Below are 4,997 nucleotides of genomic sequence, written 5' to 3' on the forward strand. Positions count from 1 at the left end.
ATGAATGGATATCATGAGTGATTTAAATTAACAATATGCTGCCTTTTTGTATTAAATCACACTTAACCCAAACTCATTAGGGTAATTAGCTGACTTTATGGCGTTTATTTAATGAATAAATATTTAAAATATATGTACCATTTTAACTGGGTCTATTATTTTAAATACATCTTTATTCTGATTGGAGGATACACACGATTATTCACTGATAACCGTGTATATCCTTGCGATTGCAGAACTGAAAAAACGATAACTACAGATTAATGTAATTTCAGTTTAGGTCGAATAATACGGTTAATGCTGCCAACCAGCATCATTAAGCCCGTTTTTATATAGCCATGTAATGCAATTTGGTGCATGCGATATAGGGAAATGTAGACAAAACGAGCTATACGCCCTTCTACCATCATATCTCCACGCATTAAGTTCCCCATCAAGCTACCTACCGTACTAAAACGAGATAACGAAACTAATGAACCATGATCTTTGTAAATGTAGTTTTTCAGTGGCTTATCTTTCATTAATGCCACGATATTGTCATAGCATAAGCTCGCCATTTGATGAGCGGATTGTGCTCTTGGTGGGACAAAACCACCTTCTGGTTTTGCACAAGACGCACAGTCACCAATAGCGAAAATTCCATCATCCAACGTGGTTTGTAATGTCGGCTTAACCACCAACTGATTGATACGGTTTGTTTCTAAACCTGCAATATCTTTCATAAAGTCAGGTGCTTTGATCCCAGCCGCCCACACCATTAAGTCAGCATAAATTTTGCCGTCTTCTTTGGTATTTAAGCCATCGGCATCCGCGCTGGTCACCATGGTCTTGGTTAATACTTTCACGCCCAATTTATTCAGTTCTTGGTGTGCTGCGCTTGAAATGCGTGGAGGTAGCGCAGGTAAAATACGCTCCCCCGCTTCCACTAAGGTCACATTTAGCGCATCAGTATCTAACCCTTTAAAGCCATAGCTCGTTAACTGCTCCACTGCATTATACAGTTCTGCAGAAAGCTCAACACCCGTTGCCCCACCGCCGACAATGGCGATATTCACTTTTTCTTCCGCATTATCACGTACTGAATAACGCAAGAATAAATTCAGCATTTCATCGTGAAAGCGGTGAGCTTGTGCAGGACTATCAAGGAAAATGCAGTTTTCTTTTACGCCTGGGGTACCAAAATCATTCGAGGCACTTCCCAATGCCATGACTAAAATATCGTAATCAATTTCACGCAATGGAACTAACAGCTCTCCATCTTTGTCACGCAGTTCACCGAGAACCACTCTTTTATTTTCTCGGTCGATATTCGTGAGGGAGCCTAATTGGAAGTGAAATGCATTGTGACGAGCATGGGCTAAATAGCTAATAGCATCAACACCATCATCCAGTGAACCTGTCGCCACTTCATGAAGTAATGGCTTCCATAAATGACTTGGGTTACGGTCAATCAGCGTGATATCCGCACGTTTTTTACGCCCTAATTTACGTCCTAAACGTGTTGCCAGTTCTAAACCACCAGCACCACCGCCTACAACAACGATTTTAGGTTGAGTTAAGGTCATACGCCCCTCATATAAAATATATTAATGTTATTTAAGATTTCTAATAACAAAAAACTTAAATAACACTAATTCACCGTCTTTTATTTTGTTTGGGTTTGAAGAATATCATGCTTGGTTATTTGGTCATACCAAATGTTGATGCAAATCAATTTAGTTGATTATTATGACAACGATCACGCTCGTCAAATCATTTTTTGAAAAAAAAGAAACGAGTCAGCTTTATTTAACTTAGAGACAAAAAAGCCCGAGAATGGCGTTATTCTCGGGCTTGGAAACCTAGCATTTTGTGGGGGTATTTTACTTCACTTTCTTAATACGCTCATCCGTCGGTAACTGAATTGGCGAGTTATCTTTGAAGTATTTCATCAGCGCTTCGTTATCCGGCAGGCTATAGATACGGTCTTTACCTTGCTTAAAGGCAGAGAAACGGCTACCACCGGTTGCCAAAAATTCATTGGCAGCTACACGATAGCTTTTCTTCATATCGATTGGCTTACCATTTAATTTCATGGAACTTGCAATCACTTTATCGCCTACCGCACGACTGTCATCCCATTCGTAATAAAAACCGTGGGAAACTGGCATGACTTGCGGGCGTTCACGATCCCACTGTTGCTCTAACGCTTGTTTGATTTGCGCTCCCGTTAAGGATTGCGTGACGACCACATTCGAGAATGGCTGCACCGTAAAAATATCGCCGTAGGTTAGCTCCCCTGCTTTGAGATCTGCACGAATACCGCCGCTGTTCATAAAGGCAATTTGTGCTCCACCCGCGTCTGGAGTCGCCGCAGCATATAGCTGAGCGTCAGCGATAATTTTACCTAATGTTGAATCCCCACCCGCCGCTAGTTTTTTATCCGCCGGCGCACTCAACGTACCCATCACTTGTTCAGCAATCGGCTTAGAAATGCGTTCATAGTTTTGGATAAAACGGCTTAATTGTGGATCTTTCTCATAAAGGCTGGTTTCTACCGGAATATTTTTCGCATTAATGCTAACGATATCCTTGGTTTTTCTATCGATTTCAATATTCAATTGAGACAGTAATGTCCCGTTAGATTGTGCTGAAATGACTTTTTTACCATTAATATCACAGTTATACGCTTGATGCGTATGGCCGCTCACTACAAAGTCCACATCCGCATCGAGCTGCTTAACGATCTCGACAATAGGTCCTTTGATGTTATCGCAACGGTTAATATCTTTAACCTTAGTATCCACTTGCTGAGTTGCCCCTTCGTGGATCAACACACCAATACTGCGAATACCTTGTGCCTTAAGCAATTTCACCTGTTGGTTAATGGTTTCGGCTTCATTTTTAAACTCTAAGCCCGCAGTACCACTTGGTGTAACGATGGCAGGCGTTCCTTCCAGCGTTAAGCCAATAAATGCCATTGGTACGCCATCAAATTTCTTAACGTAATAAGATGGAAATAGCGTTTCACCGGTCTCTTTGACAATCACGTTCGCGGCTAAATAGTTAAAGTCAGCACCAGCAAAAGACTCTTTACCCACACAGCCTGCGGTTGGATGGCATCCACCATTTTGCTTTCTCAGTAACTCAATTTTACCTTTATCGAACTCATGGTTACCGACAGCACTGGTCTCAAGACCAATTGCGCTAAGCGCTTCAATAGTAGGCTCATCGTAGAACATCGATGACAGTAATGGACTCGCGCCCACTAAATCCCCTGCGCCCACAATAATAGTGTTGTCGTTTTCCGCTTTTAATTGCTTGACCAGTGTCGCAATGGATTCGATTCCACCGAGTTTACCATCCCCCGGTGCTTGTAATGCACCGTGGAAATCGTTAATACCAATGACTTGAACTTTGACGGTATCGCTCTGTTTTGTGGCGCAGCCTGCTAATAAAGCACCTGATACCAGCAATGTCACTAAACTGATTTTATGATTCATCTATTCATTGCCCCCAATTACATTTTAAAGCGATAAGTGGTTGTCATCGAACCGGATAACGAGTGTGCACGACGCGACTCACCATCATACAGTTTTGGTGTGGAGTTATCAGACTCTTGCTGATGGTGCCAGCCCATACCGCCACTTAATGAAACGGAAAGGTTCTCAGTTGGTTTCCAGTAAGTAAATAAGCCAACCTGACCTTGTTTTAAACGCTCACCTGAGTAAGAGAATTCACTGTAGTTACTGTTAGCCCCGACAGACCAAGTTGGATTAACTTGATATTCGGCTTTTAACGCCAGCATGGTTTCGCCATCACGAACATAGTCGATATCGGCATAGGCTGGTGAATTAAAACGTCCACGAGTGTTACCAATTGGGTTGCGCGCAAATTGCCCTACACCATTGGTTTTATGTGCAGTGGTATGCGTGATACCAGTCATTAAAGTCCACGGAGTTTCTGGGACGCGCCACTCAATTTCACCCGCATAGTGCCAAGCACGCTTATCAAAGTTTTGTTTGCCACGTTTGGTATCTGTCGATGTACGCTTGCCATCGCTACCGTATTCATGACCATAAATTTGAGAAGATAAGGTGATATCTGAGTTAAGCTTATACTTGATTTCTAAGCCTTGTTGACGGAAAACATCATCAGCCTGGCCAATAAAATAAGAAGCTTTCAATGGTTTGGTGTTGTAGTTAATGCCACCTGTAACCACATGGTTGATATCATGATTAACACCATTTCCGTCACGGAAATACATTCTGTCAATATTCGGGCTATCACGACGCATCACTTTGCCATCAAGATAGAGTAAATCTAAGTTCCAATCGCTAATGGCGGTGTTGGTATAATAACCATTATAGGTGTTTAAAGATAAACGCTGAGAGTTGGTAAAAATACCCGTATTTTTCAACGTGAACCAACCCGCTTTACCTTTGAAATTAACCGGTTCAAAATCTAATTTGAATTTAGCGTAACGCTGACCAATTTTGTTATAGCCTTTCGCTTCGCCATCATCGTTATATAAAATCGCTCGAGAGGCGAAGTCTTTACTTGCTGCCAGTTTGATTGCGCCGTAATAAGAAGCATCAAACCCGATAAAATCAGCAAAATACCCTGATTGGTAGTCTAACTGAATATTCTGACCCCAAGCTTGTGCAACTTGTTTTCTGTAACGTTGCTCGTTGGCATCGTAACGGTTTTCTGACTTCAGGTATTTCCACATATTTCGTGTAGAAAGTTCTAATTCAGAATCTGCAACAAATGAGTTTTCCTTGATGGCATTTTCCCAATCGCCAGCATTAGCCCCAAACGCAACGAAACAAGATGGAAACAATATTAACGCTATTTTTTTGACTTTCATTTAAATTAAACCTAGTCGTGATTATTAGAATATAACTATCCGCACCCAATTTTTATTGGGCGTTATGACATCTTGCTCGCTAATTAAGCGGACGCCATCAAGCACGTTAGCATTGATTTGGGTGCCAAATAGATGAATAGAAATCAAT

At 41.6% G+C, this 4,997-nt stretch carries 3 protein-coding genes; all 3 read right to left on the bottom strand.

What is annotated here, in order from left to right:
• Positions 1 to 260: 260 nt before the first annotated feature.
• The 3 genes from JK188_RS16325 to JK188_RS16335 all read right to left on the bottom strand — a co-directional run bounded on the left by JK188_RS16325 (position 261) and on the right by JK188_RS16335 (position 4,849).
• A complete protein-coding gene (locus JK188_RS16325; RefSeq protein WP_108477959.1) occupies positions 261 to 1,565 on the bottom strand; it encodes an NAD(P)/FAD-dependent oxidoreductase in 1,305 nt (434 codons plus the stop codon).
• Between the two features lie 297 nt (positions 1,566 to 1,862).
• Positions 1,863 to 3,482 (bottom strand): bifunctional metallophosphatase/5'-nucleotidase, encoded by a 1,620-nt coding sequence (locus JK188_RS16330; protein WP_211885929.1) that lies wholly within the window; start codon positions 3,480 to 3,482, stop codon positions 1,863 to 1,865.
• 17 nt (positions 3,483 to 3,499) lie between these two features.
• Complete coding sequence (locus JK188_RS16335; RefSeq protein WP_036953100.1) at positions 3,500 to 4,849, bottom strand: OprD family outer membrane porin; 1,350 nt, start codon at positions 4,847 to 4,849, stop codon at positions 3,500 to 3,502.
• Between the last annotated feature and the right edge of the window lie 148 nt (positions 4,850 to 4,997).

Source organism: Providencia sp. JGM181 (assembly GCF_018257375.1).
GTDB classification, from domain to species: Bacteria; Pseudomonadota; Gammaproteobacteria; order Enterobacterales; family Enterobacteriaceae; genus Providencia; species Providencia lanzhouensis.